This window comes from Hyphomicrobium sp., from assembly GCF_035687085.1.
In the GTDB taxonomy this organism is placed as follows: Bacteria; Pseudomonadota; Alphaproteobacteria; order Rhizobiales; family Hyphomicrobiaceae; genus Hyphomicrobium_B.
On record NZ_DASRYS010000006.1, the window covers coordinates 26,169 to 46,833 of the forward strand.

Here is a 20,665-nt window from a genome sequence, read left to right on the forward strand (position 1 = left end):
CTCAGTCAATTTGCGGGCGCGATCAGGCGGCCTTGAAGCGCCGTTCGCGTTCCATGATTTCGGTCGCGAGGCGGATGTAGGCTTGGCTGCCCGCGCAATCGTAATCGTAGAGAAGGATGGGCTTGCCGTGCGAGGGCGCCTCGGCAATGCGCGTGTTGCGCGGGATGACGGTGTCGTAGACCTTGTTGCCGAAGAAGGCGCGGACGTTTTGCGCGACTTCGCGCGAGAGCGACGTGCGCTGGTCATGCATCGTCAGCACGACGCCCTGGATCTCGAGGCTCGGATTGAGCGTCGCGCGGATCTGCTCGATCGACTCCTTCAACTGCGAGATACCTTCGAGCGCGAAGAATTCGCACTGCACCGGAACGATGACCGCATGCGCCGCCGACATCGCGTTCAGCGTCAGCAGATTGAGCGACGGCGGGCAATCGATCAGCACATATGTGAACTGCTGGCTCGGATCGCGCGCGCGCTGATGGCCGATCATGGCGGTGATCGCGTCGCGGAGTTTGAAAGGCTTGTTCTGGTCGTTGGCGAGTTCGGCGTCGATGCCGACGAGATCACTGTTCGCGGGGACGACGAAAAGGTTTGGGACCGCCGTCTTCAGGACGGTGTCGACGATCGCGGCGTTGCCGATCAGAATGTCGAATGTCGTCTTGAAGCGCTGCTCGATATCGATGCCGAGGCCGGTCGAAGCGTTGCCCTGCGAGTCGAGATCGAGAATGAGAACGCGCTCGCCGACGGCCGCGAGCGCCGTGCCAAGATTGATCGCGGTGGTCGTCTTGCCGACGCCGCCTTTCTGATTGGAGACAGCAACGATACGCGGCCCAGCGTACGTGCCGCCCGTGCCTGATACGTAGCCGGCCACGGGTTTAACCCTCCATCCTTGGCTTCAACGCTTTGAGCAACACAACACGGCCCGCCTCTTCCGTAACGCTTGGAATCAGCTCAAAGGCAAATTGCCAGTCTTGAGCTGCGTTCTCGACCTCGGCCGCCACATCGCGGCCTTTCAAGAACATGCCAAGCGTAGAAGACGCAAAATAAGGTGCCGCGATCTCGACCAGCCGGGAGAGTGGAGCAAGAGCGCGCGCAGTCACGCAGTCGGCCTTGCCTACCTTAGCGTGAGTCTCGGCATTTTCGATCCTCATGCACATGATGTCCACAGCAACGCGGGTCTCGCGGGCGACCTCGCGCAGGAATGCGGCCTTCCGGCTGTCGCTCTCGACCAGTATGTGCCGCGTCCCGCCGGTTTCGGAAGCCATGATGGCGAGGACGAGGCCCGGGAAGCCGGCGCCAGAGCCGAGATCGAGCCAGGTCCGGGCGTTCTCCGGCCGGTACTTCCAGAGCTGGGCGCTGTCGGCGAAATGGCGATGCCAGACCTCGTCCAGCGTGCTTGGCGCGACGAGGTTGATGGTTTTCTGCCAGCGTTTCAGGAGGCTGGCGTAGGTTTCCAGCTTGGCGCGGACTTCGTCGGAAATCGCAAAGCGGCGCTGAAACTCTTCCGGGGTGTCGATGCGGGCCGGAGCCATTAGGCGCTCTTACGGTCGCTTTTGCCGCTTTTGGCGGTCTTGATCCGGGCGAGCAGGGTCAGGAGCGCGGCAGGCGTCATCCCTTCGATCCGGCCGGCCTGGGCGATGGTCGCCGGGCGGTGGCGGGCGAGCTTCTGCCGGATTTCGGCCGAGAGGCTCGGGACGGTCGCGTAATCGAAGTCGGCCGGGATGCTGACAGCCTCGTCCCGCTTCAGCTGGGCCACGTCCTCGTCCTGACGGCGGAGGTAGGCGGTATAGCGGGCATCGACTTCCAGCTGTGAGGCGATGCGGGGCTCGATGTTGCCGATCTCGGGCCAGACAGATTTCAGCCGATCCAGCGAGATTTCCGGGAACGCCAACAGGTCAAAGGCGCTGCGCCGACGGCCATCACGATTGACGGTGATGCCGTGGCGGGCGGCCTCCGTTGGGGTCAGGGAGAGCTGGTTGAGGAGATCCATGCCTTCGGCGAGCGCTTTGGCTTTGGCCTCGAATTTCCGGCGGCGCTCGGGGCCAACGCAGCCAAGGGCGATGCCCTCCGGCGTCAGGCGCTGATCGGCGTTGTCGGCGCGGAGCTTCAGGCGGAATTCGGCGCGGGAGGTGAACATACGGTAGGGCTCGGATACGCCGCGGGTAATGAGGTCATCGACCATGACGCCGAGATAGCCGCTGGTGCGCGAAACCGCGTACGTTTCACGTGAATCCTGTTCGTAAACCCCTGCTGTTTCACGTGAATCCGTTCCTAACGCCTTGACACGAGCTGCGCTCGTTTCACGTGAATCCGTTTCATGTGAATCCATTTCACGTGAATCACTCAAGGTTGAATCGCGAGGGCTCCGGCTTGCGGTCAGGGCGGCGTTGATGCCGGCGAGAAGACCCTGGGCGCCAGCCTCTTCGTAGCCGGTCGTGCCGTTGATCTGACCGGCCAGGAAAAGGCCGGGAAGGCGTTTGACTTCGAGACCTGGGGTCAGCTCGCGCGGGTCGACGTAGTCATATTCGATGGCGTAGCCCGGGCGCTTGATGATGACATTGGCCAGGCCCGGCATGGTTTTCAGGAAGGCTTCCTGGACTTCCACGGGCAACGATGTCGAGACGCCGTTGGGGTAGACCGTGTCGTCATCGAGGCCTTCGGGCTCGAGGAAAATCTGGTGGGCAGCCCGGTCGGCGAAGCGCACGACCTTGTCCTCGATCGAAGGGCAGTAGCGCGGGCCGATGCTTTCGATCTGGCCGGAATACATGGGCGAACGGGCAAGGTTGGCCCGGATGATCTCGTGCGTCGCTTCGTTCGTATAGGTGATCCCACAGGCGATCTGCGGGGTCGTGACGGCTTCGGTCAGAAAGGAAAACGGCACCGGATCGTCGTCGGCCTGCTGCATCTCGAGGCCGGACCAATCGATCGATTTGCCGTCGAGGCGCGCGGGGGTGCCCGTTTTCAGGCGGCCGAGCTTCAGGCCCAGGCGATAGAGGCGGTCGGACAGCTTCAGGGCAGGAGCCTCACCGGCGCGGCCGGCCGGGATCTTCTGCTCGCCCATATGGATGAGGCCGTTGAGGAAGGTGCCGGTCGTCAGGATGACGGCGCCTGCCCGGATTGCGCGGCCGTCGGCAGCGATTACGCCCTGAACCCGGCCGTTGTTAACGATCAGATCCTCGACCCCGCCCTCGATGACGTCCAGGTTCGGGGTTGCCCGGATTTCGGCCTGGATGGCCTGGCGGTAAAGCTTGCGGTCGGCCTGGGTGCGAGGGCCGTGGACAGCAGGGCCTTTCGAGCGGTTCAGAAGCCGGAACTGGATGCCTGCGGCGTCCGCAGCCCGGCCCATCAGACCGTCGAATGCGTCGATTTCGCGGACCAGATGGCCCTTGCCAAGGCCGCCAATGGCGGGATTGCACGACATTTCGCCGACGGTGGCGAAGGCATGGGTGACAAGCCCTGTGCGCGCGCCCATGCGCGCTGCCGCGGCCGCTGCCTCGGTTCCGGCGTGTCCGCCGCCCACTACAATGACGTCATACGTGCTGTTCATGGCATTGCTCATGGGCCCACGACCTAGCGCATCCGGGGGTCGCGCAAAAGGCGGTATGTCGCCAGACGTTGCCCACAGGAGTCTCGAAATTGGGGGCTTGCGAATCCGGGAATCATTTCACGTGAAACTTTTTGGACTCACTTGCCGATGCAGAATCTACTGAAAATTTGGTCAAGAACGTCCTCCACGTCGACCCGGCCGGTGATGCGGCCCAGGGCCTGAGCGGCCCGGCGGACGTCCTCGGCCCGCAGCTCGATTGGCTCCGGGGGCCCGTTAAGGAATTCACCAATATCGTTAACCGCGTTTTCCAGGGCTTGCCGGTGCCGGGCACGGGTGAGGGCTGGTTCGTTGCCCGACCCCACAGCTTCGCTGGCGCGCTTGGCGATCTCGGCGATCAGCTGATCCAGACCTGCCCCGGTCTTGGCGGAGATGGAAAGGCCGTCAAACGTGGAATCGGGCGCTAGATCCTGCTTCGACCGGATTTCGAGGCTCAATTCACGTGAAAGGCTAGGGGGCAGAGCCGATTCCGGGCTTTCCGCGAGCCACAGCACCAAGTCCGCCTCGCGGGCGGCAGCGAGGCTGCGCCGGATGCCTTCGCGCTCGATGTCGCTCGATGCTTCGCGAATTCCGGCCGTGTCGGAGACGATGACGGGGAGGCCAGCGAGGTCGAGGTGAACTTCGATGACGTCGCGGGTCGTGCCGGCTTCCGCCGAGACGATCGCGGCATCCCGCCGGGCGAGTGCGTTGAGCAGGCTCGACTTCCCGGCATTGGGTGCGCCGAGAAGAGCGACGCGGAAGCCTTCGCGGAGAATCTCGCCGCGATGCCCGTCATCGAGATGTTTGCTGATTTCCTTTTGCAGGACTTCGCCGCGTTTGCGCGCTTCGTTGAAGGCCGACGCCGAGACATCGCCTTCGTCGGAGAAGTCGATGGCCGCTTCGACTAGTCCGGCGATCTCGATGAGCCGAGAGCGCCAACCATCGTAGAGTTTCGATAGCGAGCCTGAGGTCTGAGCGAGAGCCTGGCGGCGCTGGGCCTCCGTTTCGGCATCGATGAGGTCGGCCAGGCCTTCGATTTTCGCGAGGTCGAGCTTGCCGTTTTCGAAGGCGCGGCGGGCGAATTCGCCGGGTTCCGCGAGGCGGCACCCCGCAATCTCTCCGAGGCTTGAGAGGACGCCGGTGATGACGGCGCGGCTGCCGTGGACCTGGAACTCGACGACATCTTCGCCTGTTTCACTTTTCGGTGCCGCGAACCATACGACGACGGCTCGATCGAGCGCCTCGCCGGTCTTGGGGTGCTTGATTGTTCGGTAGGCAGCGAAACGGGGTTTCGGCGCTGGTCCCGTCATCATCTCGAGAGCTGTCAGAGCAGCAGGGCCCGATACACGAATGACGGCGACGCCGGCGCGTCCCGGAGCGCTCGAAAGCGCGAAGATTGTTGAAGTCTCGTTCATTGCCTTCGCGTACTCGTTGACGAGGCCTGCCGCAACTCGATCCAGAAAACCCTCCTAACGAAATCAAGTGTGCCCATTGAGCGAAAATCGCCTGAAGTTCGAAACCAGCCCCTACCTTCTGCAGCACAAGGACAACCCGGTTCATTGGTGGGCGTGGGGCCCGGAGGCGCTGGCGGAAGCACGGCGAACGGGAAAGCCGATCCTGCTCTCGGTCGGCTATGCGGCATGCCACTGGTGCCACGTGATGGCGCACGAAAGTTTTGAGGATCCCGGCACTGCGGAGGTGATGAACAACCTCTTCATCAACATCAAAGTCGATCGCGAAGAGCGTCCTGATATCGACGCCATCTACATGGGCGCGCTGCATCGGCTTGGCGAACAGGGCGGCTGGCCGCTCACGATGTTTCTCGACAGCGAGGCGAAACCGTTCTGGGGCGGCACCTACTTTCCACGTGAATCACGATACGGCCGTCCGGCGTTCGTGACCGTGCTTCTCCGCATCTCGGAGGCCTATCAAAATCAGCCCGACAACGTGCGCAAGAATACCGAAGCGCTCATCACGTCGCTGAAGGATGATCATGCTGCGGGTGGTGTGAACGCGCCGGCGGTAGACGTTCGCGATCTCGTGCAGCGCATCGCGAATGCGGTCGATCGCGAGCATGGCGGTCTCTCCGGCGCACCGAAGTTTCCGCAATGGAATATCTTCTGGCTCTTGTGGCGCGGTGCCATTGCTTTCGATGAAGGTGGTGCGAAGGACGCTGTCGTCACGACGCTTCGGAATATCGCGCAGGGCGGAATCTACGATCATCTCGGCGGTGGCTTCGCGCGGTATTCAGTCGATGAGCTTTGGCTCGTCCCGCACTTCGAAAAGATGCTCTACGACAATGCGCTGCTGATCGATCTGATGACAGAGGTCTGGCGCGAGACGCAGGATCCTCTTTTCAAGATCCGCATCGCCGAGACGGTAGAATGGCTCGAGCGCGAGATGATCGGGGAGGCCGGTGGTTTCGCTGCATCTCTCGATGCGGACAGCGAAGGCGAAGAAGGCAAGTTCTACGTCTGGAGCGCGGACGAAATTGCGGAGGTTCTCGGCGCGGACGATGCTGCGTTTTTCTCGCGCGTCTATGGCGTGACGCGCGATGGGAACTTCGAAGGCCATACGATCCTCAATCGTCTCGACTCGATGGCGTTGCTTGGAGAGGAAGAGGAAGCGCGTCTCGCACAACTGCGTGCGAAGCTTCTAGAGCGGCGGGCATCACGCGTGCGTCCCGGCTGGGATGACAAGATCCTCGCCGACTGGAATGGATTGATGATCGCCGCGCTCGCTCGCGCCGCGGTCGTGTTCGAAAAGCCGGAATGGCTCGGACTGGCGGAGCGGGCTTTCACGTGTATCACGACGAAGCTTTCCGCCGGTGGCGATCGTCTCTTTCATTCGTATCGCGCAGGTCTCGCGAAGGCGCCGGCCACCGCGTCCGATTACGCGAATATGATCTGGGCGGCGCTTCGGTTGTTCAGCGCAACGCAGTCTACAAAGTATCTGGCGCAAGCGCAGCGCTGGGCGGACGTGCTCGATCAGCATTATTGGGATGGCAAAGGCGGCGGCTATTTCACGGCGGCCGATGATACGACCGATGTCGTCGTGCGCCTCAAAAGCGCGTCGGACGATGCGGTCCCCAGCGCCAACACCATCCAGCTTTCGAACCTCATCGTGTTGGCGGCCGTCACCGGCGAAACGCGCTACGACGATCGGGCTAGGCTACTTGTCGAAGCGTTCGCGGGAGCTGTCGCGCGGAGCCCCACCGGCCATTGCGGATTCCTCGCAGCGGAACTTGACTTGGATCGGTTGGTTCAAGTGTCGGTGATTGGCAGCGACCGGAGCTTCGCGAAAGCGTTGCACCAGCTGTCGGTGCCGGGCGACGTGGAGTTCATCTCCGAAACGGCGCCTGATCTTGGAGCCCAGTCCCCTCTCGCGGGGAAGGCTTCGATCGGCGGCAAACCCACCGCTTACGTCTGCGTCGGCCCTACGTGCAGCGCACCTATGCAGGAACTCGATGAATTTGCTGCGCGATTACGTGCTTCAAGAAGGGCTGCAACGCGTGAGGGTGCAGCTTTTTGATGTCTCTTTACCGCGTTGAAACGTCTCACAGCCCAAACGCTTGGCTGGATCAGCCTCTCGGCGATATACAAGCTCGGTAGAAAGGCCGCCGCATGAAATACCTTCGTGAAGTCGTCCGTTACGGCTACGCTCCATTCATGATGCTCGGGCTCACGTTCGCCGCCTATTGGGTGGTCAGTGAACTCGTTGTGGCTCGCGGAAATTCCTGGGGCTATCTGTGGCTCCTGCCGCTGCTGGCCACAGCCTATGCAACTTCATTCGCAGCCGAAAAGATCGCGCCATTCTTCCCCGAATGGAATGACCACGAAAGCCACGGCGATCTCGGCACCAACACCGCGCACATCGCCGCTTACGAACTCTCGGCGATGAATGGCGTGTTCCTCATCCCGGTCATCTGCTGGCTTTTTCCCTTCCAGGGAATTTGGCCGACGCACTGGCCGATGTGGATCCAGGTGCTGATCGCGTTCCTCGTCGCCGACTTCGCTTTCATGATGATGCATTACCTCAGCCACCGGTACGCGCCGCTGTGGAGGCTGCATGCGGTCCATCATGGTGTCGGCCGGCTCTATGGATACAACGGCGTCATTCGCCATCCGATCCATCAGGTCATCGATATGGTCGTCGGCAATATGCCGCTCGTCATCATCGGCATGCCGGTGCCGGTCGCGGTTGTGCTGGGCTTCCTCATTTCGGTGACGCTCATCGTGCAGCATTCGAATGTCGATGCGCGGCTTGGACCGCTGCAGGGACATCTCTCCATTGGCCGCCTGCATCACATGCATCACGTCAACTGGGGCACCGAAGGCGACTGCAACTTCGGCCTGCTTCTGACGATCTGGGACAAGATGCTGGGTACCTTCAGCGACAAGCCGAAGCGCGAGATCACGTCCAAGGACATGGGCGTCGACGAGTTGCCGAACTTCCCCAAGAGCTTCACCGAGCAGATGATGCTGCCGTTCTATTACGAACCCGGCAAGGGCGAGCCCGAGCGGTATAAGAAGCTCGCCGCCAAGACGAAGACGCCGGCGCAGGAAGCGCGCGATCAGATCATCGCGGCGGAGTAGGCTTCAGCTTCTCTCGACAACACCAAAGGCCGCTCGATTGGGCGGCCTTTTTCATTTCACGTGAATCATCTGCGCGCTCGGAAATCTCGCCATCTTTTGGCGATGGAATTGCTCCACTGCCTGCCTCCAAGATACTGCAGCCGGAGGCATTCTTGGATCGTCGAACTTTCTTCTTTGGCGCCGTCGCACTTACAGCCGGCACTCCGCTACGCGCGAACGGCATGACGTTTGACGCTCTTGAAGCAGCGCATGGCGGGCGGCTCGGGGTGGCGGCTCTCGACACCGCCAACGGCGAGCAAATAGCTTACAGAGAAAATGAGCGTTTTCCTCTGTGCAGCACGTTCAAGCTGCTGGCAGCCGCGGCCGTTCTCAAGCGCGTGGATCTGGGTGAAGACCAACTCGATCGGGTGATTGCTTACAGCCAGTCCGACCTTCTCGAATATGCGCCGGTCACGCGCGCAAACGTCGGCAAGGGCGGCATGCCGGTCGGCGACCTATGCGACGCCGCCATGACGCTCAGCGATAATACGGCCGGCAATCTTTTGCTGGACCAGCTTGGCGGCCCTGCCGGACTTACACGTTACGTCCGCAGCCTCGGCGATACCGTCACGCGACTGGATCGCAATGAGCCAACGCTTAACACGGCTTTGCCGGATGATCCGCGCGATACGACTTCGCCGGCCGCGATGGTCTCGAACCTCAAGCGTTTACTGATCGAGGATGAACTCTCGAAAAACTCGCGCGCTACCCTTCTGGCGTGGATGCGAAACTGCAGAACGGCGGCCAAGCGCATTCCAGCTGGACTACCGCCTGGCTGGAAGAGCGGTGACAAGACCGGAAGCGGGGATCGGGGGACGGCCAACGACGTTGCGATTATCGAACGGCCTGGCGCTGCCCCCATCTTGGTCGCGGCGTACTACACCGGATCGCCGGCATCCGCACCGGAACGAGACAGCGTCCTCGCGGACGTTGGCAGGATCGTCTGCAGCCGATTCAGGAGTGCGTAAAAGCGCGGGGCCGGCCGGGTGTCCAGGTTTCGTCAGAGCAAACAAAAAAGGCCACTCGGGAGAGCGGCCTTTTTCACGTGAATCTTTTTTCTGTGGATTAGGTGTTCATCGACTGGAAGAACTCGCCGTTGGTCTTCGTGGACCGCAGCTTGTCGATGAGGAACTCGATACCGTCCATCGTACCCATCGGGTTGAGGATGCGGCGGAGCACGTAGACCTTCTTGAGCTGATCCTTCGGCACCAGCAGGTCTTCTTTGCGCGTGCCCGAGCGCGAAACGTCGATCGCGGGGAAAACGCGCTTGTCGGAGACCTTGCGGTCCAGAATGATTTCCGAGTTGCCGGTACCCTTGAACTCTTCGAAGATCACTTCGTCCATGCGCGAGCCGGTATCGATGAGGGCCGTCGCGATGATGGTCAGCGAGCCGCCTTCTTCAATGTTACGGGCGGCACCGAAGAAGCGCTTCGGGCGCTGCAGGGCGTTGGAGTCGACGCCGCCGGTCAGGACCTTACCGGAAGACGGCACGACTGTGTTGTAGGCGCGGCCCAAGCGGGTGATCGAGTCGAGCAGGATGACGACATCCCGCTTATGCTCAACGAGACGCTTAGCCTTCTCGATGACCATTTCCGACACCTGCACGTGGCGTGAGGGCGGCTCGTCGAATGTCGAGGAGATGACCTCGCCTTTGACGTTGCGCTGCATGTCGGTGACTTCTTCCGGCCGCTCATCGATCAGAAGAACGATCAGGTAGCATTCCGGATGGTTGGCCGTGATCGAGTGGGCGATGTTCTGCAGCAGCACGGTTTTGCCGGTGCGCGGCGGGGCGACGATCAGGGCGCGCTGGCCTTTGCCGAGCGGCGAGACGATGTCGATCACGCGAGACGACAGGTCCTTGATGGTCGGGTCTTCGATTTCGAGCTTCAGCCACTTCGTCGGGTAGAGCGGCGTGAGGTTGTCGAAGTGGCTCTTGTGCTTGGCCTTCTCGGGGTCTTCGAAGTTGATGTTCGAGACCTTCAGAAGGGCGAAATAGCGTTCGCCGTCCTTGGGCGAGCGGATCTGGCCTTCGACGGTGTCGCCGGTGCGGAGGGCAAAGCGGCGGATCTGCGAGGGCGAGACGTAGATGTCATCGGGGCCGGGCAGGTAGTTGGCGTCCGGCGACCTCAAAAAGCCGAAGCCGTCCTGGAGGACTTCGACGACGCCGGTTGCAGTAATTTCGGTTTCCTGGGTCGCGAGCTGCTTGAGCGTCGCGAACATCAATTCCTGCTTACGCAGGGTCGAGGCGTTCTCGACACCAGCCTCTTCGGCAAAGGTGACGAGCTCGGCGGGGGATTTCCGCTTCAAATCCTCGAGCTTCATTTGCTTCATTGAAAAAGAACTCCACGGAGCGCCGCATCTGAGCGGAAACGGGGTGGTGAGGTGGGATGAATGAGCCTGGCATGACGGCGTCGAGGCGGGCGCCTCTTCATGAACCGGCGTGCGTTGACGCATCAAAACGTCGAAACGTGCCGTCTGCCAAAATCCTATGAGGACTGTTTATTCATAGCAGATCGACGCAGGTCTGGAAAGTCTCAAAATGGCTTTACAATCACCAGGATGACAATGCCGATCATGAGAAGCGCCGGCACCTCATTGATAATGCGCCAATGCCGCGCCGGTTTCGTGTTGCGATCTTCACGAAAAGCCCGGGCCGCTGCTGATAGATAGCCATGCAACCCGGAAAGCAAAAGAACCAGCGCGATTTTTGCGTGCAACCACGGGGCGGCCCAGAAACGGCCTTCGGTCGCAAGCCATAGGCCGAGCACCCAGGTGATGATCATGGCGGGCGTCGCGATGATCGTCAGAAGCCGCCGCTCCATCACTTTGAACGTTTCTGCCTGAGCGGAGCCGGCCGGCGCCTCGGCGTGGTAGACGAAAAGCCGCGGCAGATAGAGCATGGCCGCCATCCACGCGATGATCGCGATGACGTGGAAGGATTTCATCCAGAGATAGGCGCTGGCGGGGAAGAGAAGGACGAGCGCCGCGGCCAGTGCGACGGTCACGCCCAGCGCAATTGCAGCGCGGCGGCCCGGCGAGCCGGCTGTCTCAGGAACGGAGGGCGCGTCCGACATTTTCAGGCTCCCGTTTTGCGGATCCGATCGACGAGCCGGGCCACGTTGTCCGGCGGGGTCTGAGGCACGATGCCATGCCCGAGGTTGAAGACGAAGGGCAAGCCGGCCATGGCCTGGCGGATCGCGTCGGTCCGGGCGTCGAGTGCCTCGCCGCCGGCGACGACGAGCAGGGGATCGAGATTACCCTGCACGACCTTGCCGGTTTTCGCGATCGTTTGCATGACGCTCAACGGGCAGGATGTATCACAACTCACGCCGTCGACATTGGTGCCATCAATGTACTTCTGGAGGAGGGCTGCGGCTCCGCGCGGGAAACCGATGATCGGGACTTTCGGGTGGCGGCGGCGGATTTCGGTGACGATGCGGGCCGTCGGGGCAATCACCCAGCGCTCGAATTCGTCTTCGGCGAGGCTACCCGCCCAGCTGTCGAAAATCTGCAGCGCGTTGGCGCCCGCGTCCACCTGGTTCGAAAGATACACAATCGAGGCTTCGACCAGGAGATCGATGAGCTGTGAAAAGCCCTGCCGGTCTCGATAGGCCCAGCTGCGCGCTGCGGCTTGGTCGGTCGATCCGCGGCCTTCGGCCATGTACGTCGCAACGGTCCAAGGTGCCCCACAAAATCCAATCAACGCCGTCTCGCGCGGCAGCTCTCGGCTCAGCAGCGCGACGGTCTCGCAAACTTTTGCGAACTTGTAGTGGGTGTTCGATAGTTCGAGTCGGCGCAGATCATCAACCGACTTTATCGGGTCGAGCCGCGGGCCTTCGCCTTCGGCAAAGCGAACGCTTTGGCCAAGGGCATCCGGCACGACGAGGATATCGGAAAACAGGATCGCAGCATCGAAGCCGTAGCGGCGGATCGGCTGCAGCGTCACTTCGGCAGCGAGCTTGGGCGAGTAGCACAGGTCGAGGAAGCTGCCGGCCTCGGCGCGGACCTTGCGGTATTCGGGGAGGTAACGCCCGGCTTGGCGCATGAGCCAGACGGGAGGTGGTGCGACCGACTTGCCTGAAAACGGCGTCAGGAAGTGCTTCGTGGGTCCTTGGGTTTTCAGGTCAGGCAACGTCGTTCTTCCCTTCACTTCAAATCAGATAAGATTTCTTGAAGCTTATTTTTTTGACTCTTAGGGCGGCGAGGATTGGGGATCCTGGAATGGTCCACAGTCCGTCCACAAGGTTTCAAGCGGCCCGCCCGTGTAGCACGAGCGTTAGTGTCTGTGGGGCGCGGCGCGCAATAGACGTCCAGGGCTCCGATTAATCAATGGCTTGCAAACGACCTGCAACGGCAACCCGGAGGAAGAGCTTGTTGACAACCGCCGGAGAGGGGCTGGAGGGGGACAGATGTCCCATAGGATGGTCGGCGGTCGAACAACATCTTTCCCTTTTGCCTCAATGTGGGTATCGCGGTGGGTGAGCCGGCAGTTGTTCTCTCAACCCAGGAATGGCCCACCGGGTCCGTGGATAACGTTGGTGTTTTGAACAGGCGGCCGCCGGGCGATCGCCAGAGATCGATGTCATGACGCTGCCTAGCCTGTTCCATATGCACCTTGTTTCGGACGCGACAGGGGAGACGCTGGCTGCGATCGCGAAAGCGGCCATCGTGCAGTATCAAAATATTCGCGCGATCGAGCATGTGCATCCGCTCGTGCGAACGCAGCGGCAGTTGAAGCGGGTTCTCGCCGACATCGAGGCTGAGCCCGGCATCGTTCTCTATACCGTCGTCAATCCGGTGCTCGCGGCCGAGCTCGAGGAGCATTGCCAGCGGCTCAAAATTCCTTGCCTCGCGGTGCTGCGACCGATCATGCAGGTTTTCGAGAGTTATCTCGGCGCGCCGCAGACGCCGACGGTCGCCGGGCAGCACGTGCTCGATGCCGATTACTTCCGCCGCATCGATGCGATGAACTTCACGATGGCGCATGATGACGGGCGTTTGCCGGACAATCTGAGCGATGCCGATATTGTCCTGCTCGGCATCTCGCGCACCTCGAAGACGCCGACCTCGCTCTATCTTGCGCAGCGCGGCTACAAGACGGCCAATCTGCCGCTCGTGCCGCAGGTGGCTTTGCCGGAGCAGCTCTTCCGCCAGCACTCGGCATTTGTCGTATGTTTGATTGCAAATGTCGATCGAATCGCCGACGTGCGGCGCAACCGCGCGATCCTGATGGCCGACCGCGATCTCGAAACGTATGTCGATCGTGATACGATCTCGGCTGAAATCGCCTACACGCGGAAGATCGCGGCGCAGTATGGTTGGCCGATTATCGACGTGACGCGGCGCTCCATCGAAGAATCGGCAACGATGATCTTGAAGCTGCTGCATGATCGCAAGGCGGGGTCGAAGCCGGAAACGGACTCTGCCAATGCCTGATGCCAGCCGATTGATCCTCGCTTCCGGGAGTGCCGCGCGCCGCGCGTTGCTCGAAGCGGCAGGTCTCGAATTCGAGATCATTCCCGCGGATATCGACGAAGCCGCCGTCCGCGATGCCATCTTAGAGAAAACCTCAGGTGCGGAAGCGTCCGATGTTGCGAGCGTGCTGGCATCGGAAAAGGCGCGGGTCGTTTCGGTCGCGCATCCCGATGCGCTCGTCATCGGCGCCGATCAGGTCCTAGCGCTGGGCGGCAAAATTTTTGCGAAAGCGGGAAGCCTGGCGGAGGCTCGCGAGCATCTCGTGATGCTGCGGGGGCGGACGCACGACCTGGTCTCAGCCGTTGCGCTGGCGCAAGGTGGCAACGTGCATTGGCAAACGACGGCCACCGCCGGCATGACGATGCGCGATTATTCCGATGAATTCATCGGCGCTTATCTCGAACGGGTGGGAGAGCGCATTCTGGGAAGCGTCGGCTGCTATGAACTGGAGGGTCTCGGCGTGCAGCTCTTCGAGCGGATCGACGGCGATTATTTTACGATCCTTGGCATTCCATTGCTGCCGCTCCTGGCGCGTCTTCGCGATGAAGAGATGATCACAGCATGAAACGTGCCTGCGTTATCGGCTGGCCGATTGCGCATTCGCGCTCGCCGCTCATCCATCAATACTGGCTGAAAAAGTACGGCATCGAGGGGACGTACACCAAAGAAGCGGTGCAGCCCGAGGAGCTGAAATCGTTTCTCGGATCGCTCAAGGCGCGCGGGTTTGCAGGCTGCAACGTGACCGTGCCCCATAAGGAAGCGGCATTCTCGATTGCCGAAATCAGAAGTCCGTCTGCGATTGCGGTCGGTGCTGCGAATACGCTTTGGTTCGAGGGCGATTCCCTGGCGTGCGCGAATACCGACTCCTACGGCTTCATGGCCAATCTCGATCAGTCGGCGCCGCAATGGCGGAAGACGCCCGGTCCCATCATGATCTTGGGAGCGGGCGGTTCGGCACGCGCCGTCATTCATGGTTTTCTAGAAGCCGGCCGGGGCGACATTCGCCTCTACAACCGGACAATTGAGCGGGCAGAGGAGACTGCGCGTCACTTCGGCGCGCGCGTTACCGCTTGGCCGTGGGACACTCGTAATGATCATACTGCGGAGGTTTCGGTCATCGTCAACACGACGACGCTCGGAATGAACGGCACGGGGGATGTGGGCATCGATTTCTCGGCAGCCCGCAAAGAGGTGGTGGTAACAGATCTCGTTTATGTGCCGCTCGAGACTTCGTTGCTGGCTGCGGCGCGCCGGCATGGGCTCGCCGGGGTGGACGGGCTCGGCATGCTGCTGCACCAAGCGGTGCCGGGATTTGAGAAGTGGTTTGGAGTCCGGCCGGAAGTGACGCCCGAACTCTACAGTCTTATTGCAGAGAATATTCGAGGGGCCTGAATGCTTGTTGTTGGTTTGACGGGGTCGATCGGCATGGGCAAGTCGACCGCCGCGGCGCGCTTTCGTGAGCGCGGAATTCCCGTTTTTGATGCGGACGCGGAGGTTCATCGCCTTTATGCGGGGCCGCTCAACGACGAGATCGAGCGGGCTTTTCCCGGATCGGTCACGGGGCAAACGGTCGACCGCAGCAAGCTTGCCGAACAACTTCTCGCCAATCCATCGCGCTTCAAGGATCTGGAAGCCATCGTGCATCCCCGCGTGGAAGAGGCCGAGCGCCGCTTTCTGCAAGACGAGAAGGCCCACGACGCTGCCATGGCGGTTCTCGAAATTCCACTCCTTCTCGAGCGTGACCGCGACGAGTATGTTGATGCGATCGTCGTCGTCACGGCCTCGCCTGAGGTTCAGCGGGCGCGGGTTCTGTCACGGCCAGGGATGACGGAAGCGAAGTTCGAAGCGGTGGTCTCCCGGCAGCTTCCCGAAGCGGAAAAGCAATCGCGCGCGGACTTCGTTGTGGACACGAACGGTTCGATCGAAAACTGCAACAGCCAAATCGATCGCATTATCTCTAAGCTCCTGCCCCTCAGCGCCACGGCTTACGACGAATTCTGGCGGTAAACCGGCGGCACCAGGGGGAAAGAGCTCAATGCGCGAAATCGTACTCGATACCGAAACGACGGGTCTTGATCCCAAGAAGGGTCACCGCCTGATCGAAGTCGGCGGCATCGAAATGATCAACCGCATTCCGACGGGCAAAGAGTTTCACAAATTCATCAACCCGCAGCGCGACGTTCCTCGCGAGGCGCAAGAGATCCATGGGATTTCGACAGAGTTCCTGTTCGACAAGCCGCTGTTCCGCGACGTCTTCAAGGAATTCCTGGATTTCATCGGCGATGATGTTCTGGTTATTCACAATGCCCAGTTCGACATCATGTTCTTGAACTATGAGCTGGGGCTCGTGGGCGAGAAGCCGCTGAGCTTCGATCGTGTGGTCGATACGCTCGCCATTGCGCGGCGGCGGCATCCAGCCGGTCCCAACACGCTGGACGCACTCTGCAAACGCTACTCGATCGACAATTCCCAGCGCACGAAGCACGGCGCGCTCGTCGACAGTTTGCTGCTGGCGGAAGTCTATGTCGAGCTGCTCGGAGAACGGCAGGCCACGTTCGGTCTGCAGTCATCGAGTGCCAGTGCATCAGCTGCTCAGCGTAGCGGCGCTGGCCGCACCGCAGCGATGGTCCGGCCGGAGCCGTTGGCGCCGCGCATCGGGCAAGCGGATATCGAAGCGCATCGCTCGTTCATCGAAAAGATGAAGATGCCCGGACTGTGGTTGCGCTTCTGGGATGAAACGCCAGCGAACTCGTGATCGCTGGCGCTAAGCTTCAATCGACAATCGGATCGGGAGTTTAGGCGAGGGCTTTGCCCGATGCCTGCGCCTGCTGCTGCTGGCGGCGAACATAGAGCTGTCCGAAATCGATGGGATCGAGGAGCAGCGGCGGGAATCCACCTTCGCGTGTGACGTCGGCGACGAGGCGGCGCAGGAACGGGAAGATCATCGCCGGGCCGGAAATGAGCAGGAACGGCTCGAGCGCGCCTTCCGGCATTTTTTCGATCTTCAAGAGACCAGCATAGACAGTTTCGAGCACGTAGATCGTGCCGATGTTGTTCGTCGCGGTCGCCTTGAGTTCGATTGCGGACTCGTAGAGATCATTTTCGAGCTTGCGCGCACCGACGTTGACCTCGACCTTCAGGCTCGGCTGGTCGCCAATGCCTGCCACCAGTTTGTGGACGTTCGGATTTTCGAACGAGAGGTCCTTGATGTACTGGTTGACGATCTTGGCCTGAATGGGATTTTGGCCCAGCTGCTCTGCCGCTGCGCCGGCGCCATTTCCATTCGTTCCCTGATCGGCCATCGTGCCCTCTTGAAGCTATGTATGTTCGCGAAATTGAAGGGCGGTCGCTAGCACGGCGCTCAGGGCCGCGCAATGGAGAGAGACTGCACTCTTTCGTGCACGTTCTTCCTCAGGAGCGCGATCGTCTCGGCTGCACCGCTTTGGATTGATGCAAGGGCCGTTCGCTGACCCGCTCATATTCGCCTTCGATGACAATACCATCATCCCCGGCCGGAGTTTCCGCCGTTCCGGCGCGGAAGGTCTCGCGGCTGACCTCGGCCTGATAGTGGAAGAGCGTGACGAGCTTCAGGAGCCCGGTCTGTATGACGAGGCGCCGGAGTTGAGGAACGAGCAGGAGCAGGCCGAGCAGGTCCGAGATCACGCCGGGAAAAATCAGGAGCAGGCCGGCGAGAACCTGCAAAAATCCATCGAAGAGCGGTGGGAAGCCTTCACGTTCGGTGTTTAATCGCGACAGGGCGCGCTCGAATACCGAGATGCCGACCTGGCGGATGACGTACGTTCCAAGGGCGGCGGTGCCGATAACGATAACTGCGAGCCACCAAATGCCGATCACCTGTCCGAGACGGATCAGCAGCCCGATTTCGAGCAACGGCAGGGCCGCAAATGCTAATATGACCGCGATTTTCAAAGGTTGAGACATAACGGCTCGCAAAACTGTTGCGGCACCTTAGCGCGGATGGGCCCTCGCGGCCAACGCCATCGGGAAGCAGCCCCCTTTGGATCAACGATATTCACATGACGCCCTAAAACCACGCATTTGGCCCGGTCGCGACGGCGGCAGACGGCGATGCCGTTAGGTGCTATGAAGATTTCGTCTTCAAATAGCCCATCCGCGACCTTAGATAGGGTGCTACGGTGGCGCCAATCATGCAAAAGCCTTTCTGGCAATCCCGTCTACCCGGAGGCTGTGACCTTAAGAATGAACGGTCAATTCGATCTTATTACCCTGATTGCGATCATCGTAGCTGTTGCGGCGATCATAAAACTGCGTAGCGTTCTTGGACATCGTACCGACGACGACGAGCAGCGCGTGGAACGCCTGAAGACGCGGGAGCGGGAAGCCGCGCAGCGCACAGCCACCGAGACAGCCTCGGCCGACGTCATTACGCTGCCGCGCCGTGACCGGGAGCCGATGGCACCTGCGCCCGCACCCGAGACTGCGGCGGCCAATGCAGAAGCGCGCATTCGCGCCTATCCGGTGTCGGATCCGGCCATCACGCAAGGTTTTCTCGATATCGCCAAGACGGATCCGACGTTCGATCCGGACTCCTTCCTGGCCGGTGCCGGCCGCGCTTACGAGATGATCGTGTCGGCCTTTGCGGAGGGCAATCGCAAGGCTTTGAAAGATCTCTTGAGCAAAGACGTCTATGAGGGCTTCACCGCTGCTATCGCCGAACGCGAAGCGCGCGGCGAAACCGTCGAACAGCAGTTCGTGGGCATTCGCCGGGCCGAGATCCTGGAAGCCGATCTCAAGAACGGCGTCGCTTCGGTGACGGTACGCTTTGCGAGCGAGCTGATCTCGGCGACGCGCGACCGCGCCGGCGAGGTGATCGCAGGCGACGCGCAGAAGATCACGGATGTCACCGACATTTGGACCTTCAGCCGCGATATTTCGACGGCCAAGGCGCGTAGCAACCTGAACTGGCGATTGGTTGCAACTCAGGCGCCGAATTAACAAGACGTTAACAGAGACGATGTGACCGTGTGGGCGGGTATGCCGCTTCACACGGATGTTCGTCATGTGTGCGTCAGGCGTACTGTGGGCTTTTGAGCCCAAATCCTCCAGCTCAGTTCGGTTGTCAGCTCTGGCCTTCTGTCTCGCGGGGATGCAGACTGTTGCCATTCCCGCGTTCGCCACAGATTCCTCCGAGAGCAAAGCTTCGCCTGCAATGCCGAGCTCGGTATCCTTCGAACCCGTATCCTTCGACGAGCTTCCCGGATGGCGTGATGACGATCATCTGGCCGCGTGGAAGGCGTTTCTCGTTTCGTGCGGACCAACGCTGAAGGCTGGGCCCAAGGCAGCGAAACCCGGCAGTGCGGGTCAGCCGCAGAAGCTTCTCGACATTTGCGCACGCGCCTTGGCAATCGACCAATCCGGCGACGCGCAAACACGCGATGGTGCGCGCGCGTTTTTCGAAACGTACTTCCGGCCGAACCGTATCGCCGGCAGCGACAACGGGGGTCTGCTCACGGGATACTTCGAACCTGAAATCAAGGGATCGAGAACGCCGGACGAAACCTACAAGGTGCCGATCTACCGGCGGCCGCCCGACCTCGTGAATATCGTTTCGGAGAGCGAGCGCGGCGCCCGGTCGTCAAAGCTCACGCACCGGCGGAAAACGGAAAAGGGGCTCGTGCCCTACCTCACGCGCAAGCAGATCGAGGAAGGCGGCCTTTCGAGCCTTGGCCTGGAGATCCTCTATCTCAAAGATCAGGTCGATGCCTTCTTCATGCAGGTCCAGGGGTCGGGCCGCATAGAGCTTCCGAACGGCGAGAAAGTCCGGATTACGTACGACGGGAAAAACGGTTATCCCTATACGTCGATCGGACGACTCCTGATCGAGGCGGGGCACGTGGCGGCGGACGAGATGTCGTTGAAGACTTTGAAGAAATGGCTAAAGGCCGACGAAGCCCGGGCAAAGCCCGTGATGCGGAAGAACCGGTCGTATGTCTTCTTCAAAGAGCTGACGGGCGAACAAGCCAGCGCGCCGGTCGGCGTCTACAGCATTCCACTACAGCCTCTGAGAAGCCTTGCCATCGACACTTCATACTATGCTATCGGCACGCCGATCTATGTGGATGCGCCCCAGATCAAGCACGCGACGCCCACGGGGGCTTTTCGCCGGCTGATGATTGCGCATGACGTCGGCTCAGCGATCAAGGGGTCGGAGCGCGGCGACATTTTCTTCGGGACGGGCGACAAGGCCGGACGGCTCGCCGGCGTCACGAAGGAGCCCGGGCACTTCTACGCACTTCTGCCGCTTGCCGGCACGCAAGCGCCCGCGACTGCGAGCGGCGGCCCGTGAAAAAGCAGCCCGGCCACGGTGGGGGCAAGGGCCGGCGCCCGAGCGAAGACCACGATCTCGACCATGAAATCTGGCGGCACACGGCGGCGACGATCGAGCCGTTGAAACGCGCCAAGCCGCGCTTTCATCCCGCGAGCGATGCGGTCAAGGCTGGCGTTCCACGGCCAAGGCCTACAGCGGAAGCAGAAAAGCCCGCCGCCAAAGGACGCCCAGCGCATGTGCCGGAGAAGGCGCATCCGCAGGCCCGGCCGCGGCCCGCTTCGAAAACGCCGGATCTTCAGCTCTTCGACCGCAACAGCATGCGCAAGCTGCGCGGCGGCCGCGCAGAGATTGAGGCGCGAGTCGATCTTCACGGTATGCGTCAGGACGAGGCTCACGCGGCGCTGCGCAGCTTCCTGTTCAGCTGTCACAGGCGCGGCTTGCGGTTCGTTCTTGTTATTACGGGCAAGGGAAAGACGATAAGCAGATCGCCTTCAGATGAGGGCTATGGCGAGCGCGAGCGAGGTATTCTGAAGCGCAACGTTCCGCGCTGGCTTGATGAGCCCGAACTGCGCGCCGTCGTCGTCAGCTTTACGGTCGCCGCCATTCAGCACGGCGGCGAAGGCGCGATTTACGTTCATCTGCGGTCGAAGAACCGGCTCTGAGCCC

Annotated in this window: 20 protein-coding genes; 11 read left to right on the plus strand and 9 right to left on the minus strand. The window is 61.2% G+C overall.

The features are described 5' to 3' along the window. Positions 1 to 22: 22 nt before the first annotated feature. From VFG26_RS05270 to mnmE, 4 genes are all read right to left on the minus strand, one after another. Positions 23 to 868 carry a ParA family protein gene (locus VFG26_RS05270; RefSeq protein ID WP_325022962.1) on the minus strand — a complete coding sequence of 282 codons (846 nt, stop codon included), beginning with the start codon at positions 866 to 868 and terminating at the stop codon, positions 23 to 25. Positions 869 to 872: 4 nt separating this feature from the next. Continuing rightward, the gene (rsmG, locus tag VFG26_RS05275; protein WP_325022964.1) at positions 873 to 1,529 is read right to left on the minus strand and encodes a 16S rRNA (guanine(527)-N(7))-methyltransferase RsmG; all 657 of its coding nucleotides are present in this window, start codon (positions 1,527 to 1,529) and stop codon (positions 873 to 875) included. Then, positions 1,529 to 3,544, minus strand: coding sequence for a tRNA uridine-5-carboxymethylaminomethyl(34) synthesis enzyme MnmG (gene mnmG, locus VFG26_RS05280; RefSeq protein ID WP_325022966.1), 2,016 nt, complete (start codon positions 3,542 to 3,544; stop codon positions 1,529 to 1,531). Before mnmG ends, rsmG begins: the two co-directional genes overlap by 1 nt. 137 nt (positions 3,545 to 3,681) lie before the next feature. After that, on the minus strand, positions 3,682 to 4,995 hold the full coding sequence (gene mnmE, locus VFG26_RS05285; protein WP_325022967.1) for a tRNA uridine-5-carboxymethylaminomethyl(34) synthesis GTPase MnmE: 1,314 nt from the start codon (positions 4,993 to 4,995) through the stop codon (positions 3,682 to 3,684). Positions 4,996 to 5,071: 76 nt separating this feature from the next. Between mnmE and VFG26_RS05290 the strand changes: the two genes are divergently transcribed. The 3 genes from VFG26_RS05290 (at position 5,072) to bla (ending at position 9,182) form a co-directional block, all read left to right on the plus strand. Next, the gene (locus VFG26_RS05290; RefSeq protein WP_325022969.1) at positions 5,072 to 7,111 is read left to right on the plus strand and encodes a thioredoxin domain-containing protein; all 2,040 of its coding nucleotides are present in this window, start codon (positions 5,072 to 5,074) and stop codon (positions 7,109 to 7,111) included. A 92-nt stretch (positions 7,112 to 7,203) separates the two neighbouring features. After that, a complete protein-coding gene (locus tag VFG26_RS05295) occupies positions 7,204 to 8,175 on the plus strand; it encodes a sterol desaturase family protein (protein ID WP_325022971.1) in 972 nt (323 codons plus the stop codon). 152 nt (positions 8,176 to 8,327) lie between these two features. Then, on the plus strand, positions 8,328 to 9,182 hold the full coding sequence (gene bla / locus VFG26_RS05300) for a class A beta-lactamase (RefSeq protein WP_325022973.1): 855 nt from the start codon (positions 8,328 to 8,330) through the stop codon (positions 9,180 to 9,182). Between the two features lie 97 nt (positions 9,183 to 9,279). On the opposite strand, the gene rho is transcribed toward bla, so the two are convergent. The 3 genes from rho to hemE all read right to left on the minus strand — a co-directional run bounded on the left by rho (position 9,280) and on the right by hemE (position 12,346). Further along, complete coding sequence (rho, locus tag VFG26_RS05305; protein WP_325022975.1) at positions 9,280 to 10,545, minus strand: transcription termination factor Rho; 1,266 nt, start codon at positions 10,543 to 10,545, stop codon at positions 9,280 to 9,282. Between the two features lie 203 nt (positions 10,546 to 10,748). Continuing rightward, on the minus strand, positions 10,749 to 11,288 hold the full coding sequence (gene hemJ / locus VFG26_RS05310) for a protoporphyrinogen oxidase HemJ (RefSeq protein WP_325022977.1): 540 nt from the start codon (positions 11,286 to 11,288) through the stop codon (positions 10,749 to 10,751). Between the two features lie 2 nt (positions 11,289 to 11,290). Then, positions 11,291 to 12,346, minus strand: a complete 1,056-nt coding sequence (gene hemE / locus VFG26_RS05315) for a uroporphyrinogen decarboxylase (RefSeq protein ID WP_325022979.1) — start codon at positions 12,344 to 12,346, stop codon at positions 11,291 to 11,293. Positions 12,347 to 12,798: 452 nt separating this feature from the next. On the opposite strand from hemE, the gene VFG26_RS05320 reads away from it, so the two are divergent. The 5 genes from VFG26_RS05320 to dnaQ are packed head-to-tail and all read left to right on the plus strand — an operon-like array spanning position 12,799 to position 16,444. Then, positions 12,799 to 13,650 carry a pyruvate, water dikinase regulatory protein gene (locus tag VFG26_RS05320; protein ID WP_325022981.1) on the plus strand — a complete coding sequence of 284 codons (852 nt, stop codon included), beginning with the start codon at positions 12,799 to 12,801 and terminating at the stop codon, positions 13,648 to 13,650. Beyond that, positions 13,643 to 14,254, plus strand: coding sequence for a Maf family nucleotide pyrophosphatase (locus VFG26_RS05325; RefSeq protein WP_325022983.1), 612 nt, complete (start codon positions 13,643 to 13,645; stop codon positions 14,252 to 14,254). The genes VFG26_RS05320 and VFG26_RS05325 overlap by 8 nt, the downstream gene beginning before the upstream one ends. Next, positions 14,251 to 15,081, plus strand: a complete 831-nt coding sequence (locus VFG26_RS05330) for a shikimate dehydrogenase (RefSeq protein WP_325022985.1) — start codon at positions 14,251 to 14,253, stop codon at positions 15,079 to 15,081. The genes VFG26_RS05325 and VFG26_RS05330 overlap by 4 nt, the downstream gene beginning before the upstream one ends. Then, positions 15,082 to 15,696 carry a dephospho-CoA kinase gene (coaE, locus tag VFG26_RS05335; RefSeq protein WP_325022987.1) on the plus strand — a complete coding sequence of 205 codons (615 nt, stop codon included), beginning with the start codon at positions 15,082 to 15,084 and terminating at the stop codon, positions 15,694 to 15,696. A gap of 28 nt (positions 15,697 to 15,724) precedes the next feature. Continuing rightward, positions 15,725 to 16,444: a DNA polymerase III subunit epsilon gene (dnaQ, locus tag VFG26_RS05340; protein ID WP_325022989.1), complete on the plus strand. Its 720-nt coding sequence runs from the start codon at positions 15,725 to 15,727 to the stop codon at positions 16,442 to 16,444. 40 nt (positions 16,445 to 16,484) lie between these two features. On the opposite strand, the gene secB is transcribed toward dnaQ, so the two are convergent. Together secB and VFG26_RS05350 are read right to left on the minus strand one after the other, a co-directional pair. Continuing rightward, positions 16,485 to 16,991 carry a protein-export chaperone SecB gene (gene secB, locus VFG26_RS05345; protein WP_325022991.1) on the minus strand — a complete coding sequence of 169 codons (507 nt, stop codon included), beginning with the start codon at positions 16,989 to 16,991 and terminating at the stop codon, positions 16,485 to 16,487. A gap of 109 nt (positions 16,992 to 17,100) precedes the next feature. Beyond that, positions 17,101 to 17,631 carry an FxsA family protein gene (locus tag VFG26_RS05350; RefSeq protein WP_325022993.1) on the minus strand — a complete coding sequence of 177 codons (531 nt, stop codon included), beginning with the start codon at positions 17,629 to 17,631 and terminating at the stop codon, positions 17,101 to 17,103. A gap of 279 nt (positions 17,632 to 17,910) precedes the next feature. On the opposite strand from VFG26_RS05350, the gene VFG26_RS05355 reads away from it, so the two are divergent. The 3 genes from VFG26_RS05355 to VFG26_RS05365 all read left to right on the plus strand — a co-directional run bounded on the left by VFG26_RS05355 (position 17,911) and on the right by VFG26_RS05365 (position 20,661). Beyond that, complete coding sequence (locus VFG26_RS05355; RefSeq protein ID WP_325022995.1) at positions 17,911 to 18,666, plus strand: Tim44/TimA family putative adaptor protein; 756 nt, start codon at positions 17,911 to 17,913, stop codon at positions 18,664 to 18,666. 214 nt (positions 18,667 to 18,880) lie between these two features. Beyond that, positions 18,881 to 20,017 (plus strand): murein transglycosylase A, encoded by a 1,137-nt coding sequence (locus VFG26_RS05360; protein ID WP_325022997.1) that lies wholly within the window; start codon positions 18,881 to 18,883, stop codon positions 20,015 to 20,017. Continuing rightward, positions 20,014 to 20,661 carry a Smr/MutS family protein gene (locus VFG26_RS05365; protein ID WP_325022999.1) on the plus strand — a complete coding sequence of 216 codons (648 nt, stop codon included), beginning with the start codon at positions 20,014 to 20,016 and terminating at the stop codon, positions 20,659 to 20,661. Before VFG26_RS05360 ends, VFG26_RS05365 begins: the two co-directional genes overlap by 4 nt. Positions 20,662 to 20,665: the final 4 nt, after the last annotated feature.

What these genes read in the sequence shown, in the direction of transcription:
- rsmG (WP_325022964.1), bottom strand. Translation starts at nt 1,529, where the DNA reads ATGGCTCCGGCCCGCATCGACACCCCGGAAGAGTTTCAGCGCCGCTTT.
- mnmG (WP_325022966.1), bottom strand. Translation starts at nt 3,544, where the DNA reads ATGAACAGCACGTATGACGTCATTGTAGTGGGCGGCGGACACGCCGGA.
- mnmE (WP_325022967.1), bottom strand. Translation starts at nt 4,995, where the DNA reads ATGAACGAGACTTCAACAATCTTCGCGCTTTCGAGCGCTCCGGGACGC.
- VFG26_RS05295 (WP_325022971.1), top strand. Translation starts at nt 7,204, where the DNA reads ATGAAATACCTTCGTGAAGTCGTCCGTTACGGCTACGCTCCATTCATG.
- rho (WP_325022975.1), bottom strand. Translation starts at nt 10,545, where the DNA reads ATGAAGCAAATGAAGCTCGAGGATTTGAAGCGGAAATCCCCCGCCGAG.
- hemJ (WP_325022977.1), bottom strand. Translation starts at nt 11,288, where the DNA reads ATGTCGGACGCGCCCTCCGTTCCTGAGACAGCCGGCTCGCCGGGCCGC.
- VFG26_RS05320 (WP_325022981.1), top strand. Translation starts at nt 12,799, where the DNA reads ATGACGCTGCCTAGCCTGTTCCATATGCACCTTGTTTCGGACGCGACA.
- VFG26_RS05325 (WP_325022983.1), top strand. Translation starts at nt 13,643, where the DNA reads ATGCCTGATGCCAGCCGATTGATCCTCGCTTCCGGGAGTGCCGCGCGC.
- VFG26_RS05330 (WP_325022985.1), top strand. Translation starts at nt 14,251, where the DNA reads ATGAAACGTGCCTGCGTTATCGGCTGGCCGATTGCGCATTCGCGCTCG.
- coaE (WP_325022987.1), top strand. Translation starts at nt 15,082, where the DNA reads ATGCTTGTTGTTGGTTTGACGGGGTCGATCGGCATGGGCAAGTCGACC.
- dnaQ (WP_325022989.1), top strand. Translation starts at nt 15,725, where the DNA reads ATGCGCGAAATCGTACTCGATACCGAAACGACGGGTCTTGATCCCAAG.
- secB (WP_325022991.1), bottom strand. Translation starts at nt 16,991, where the DNA reads ATGGCCGATCAGGGAACGAATGGAAATGGCGCCGGCGCAGCGGCAGAG.
- VFG26_RS05350 (WP_325022993.1), bottom strand. Translation starts at nt 17,631, where the DNA reads ATGTCTCAACCTTTGAAAATCGCGGTCATATTAGCATTTGCGGCCCTG.
- VFG26_RS05355 (WP_325022995.1), top strand. Translation starts at nt 17,911, where the DNA reads ATGAACGGTCAATTCGATCTTATTACCCTGATTGCGATCATCGTAGCT.
- VFG26_RS05360 (WP_325022997.1), top strand. Translation starts at nt 18,881, where the DNA reads ATGCCGAGCTCGGTATCCTTCGAACCCGTATCCTTCGACGAGCTTCCC.